The organism is Janthinobacterium sp. MP5059B, assembly GCF_001758645.1.
Classification (GTDB): Bacteria; Pseudomonadota; Gammaproteobacteria; order Burkholderiales; family Burkholderiaceae_D; genus Janthinobacterium; species Janthinobacterium lividum.
In genome coordinates, this window is record NZ_LRHX01000024.1 from 1 (window position 1) to 1,175 (window position 1,175).

The following is a 1,175-nucleotide window of genomic DNA, read 5'->3' on the forward strand; positions in this document are numbered from 1 at the left end:
TATCCGCAGCTTCGGTGACTGGCTTAGCCCCGTTACATCTTCCGCGCAGGACGACTCGATCAGTGAGCTATTACGCTTTCTTTAAATGATGGCTGCTTCTAAGCCAACATCCTGACTGTTTTAGCCTTCCCACTTCGTTTTCCACTTAGCCAATCTTTGGGACCTTAGCTGGCGGTCTGGGTTGTTTCCCTCTTGACGCCGGACGTTAGCACCCGACGTCTGTCTCCCAAGCTCGCACTCATCGGTATTCGGAGTTTGCAATGGTTTGGTAAGTCGCAATGACCCCCTAGCCATAACAGTGCTCTACCCCCGATGGTGATACTTGAGGCACTACCTAAATAGTTTTCGGAGAGAACCAGCTATTTCCAAGTTTGTTTAGCCTTTCACCCCTACCCACAGCTCATCCCCTAATTTTTCAACATTAGTGGGTTCGGACCTCCAGGGCGTGTTACCGCACCTTCATCCTGGCCATGAGTAGATCACTTGGTTTCGGGTCTACACCCAGCGACTGATCGCCCTATTCGGACTCGATTTCTCTACGGCTTCCCTATCTGGTTAACCTTGCCACTGAATGTAAGTCGCTGACCCATTATACAAAAGGTACGCAGTCACGGAACAAGTCCGCTCCTACTGTTTGTATGCACACGGTTTCAGGATCTATTTCACTCCCCTTCCGGGGTTCTTTTCGCCTTTCCCTCACGGTACTGGTTCACTATCGGTCGATTACGAGTATTTAGCCTTGGAGGATGGTCCCCCCATATTCAGACAGGATGTCACGTGTCCCGCCCTACTTGTCGTACGCTTAGTATCACCGGTCCGATTTCACATACGGGGCTATCACCCACTATGGCTCCTATTTCCAGAGGATTCTGTTATCGGTCCGACTATCACGTACAGGCTCTTCCCATTTCGCTCGCCGCTACTTTGGGAATCTCGGTTGATTTCTTTTCCTGCAGCTACTTAGATGTTTCAGTTCGCCGCGTTCGCCTTGCATACCTATGTATTCAGTATGCAATACCCTAAAAGGGTGGGTTGCCCCATTCGGAAATCTGCGGATCAAAGTGTGTTTGCTCACTCCCCGCAGCTTATCGCAAGCTACTACGTCCTTCATCGCCTGTAATCGCCAAGGCATCCACCATGTGCACTTATTCGCTTGTCCCTATAACGTTAGCCTC

General features: G+C 50.4%; 1 rRNA gene. It reads right to left on the reverse strand.

What is annotated here, in order from left to right:
- A 23S ribosomal RNA gene (locus tag JAB1_RS28590) occupies positions 1 to 1,159 on the reverse strand; the annotation flags it as partial.
- Between the last annotated feature and the right edge of the window lie 16 nt (positions 1,160 to 1,175).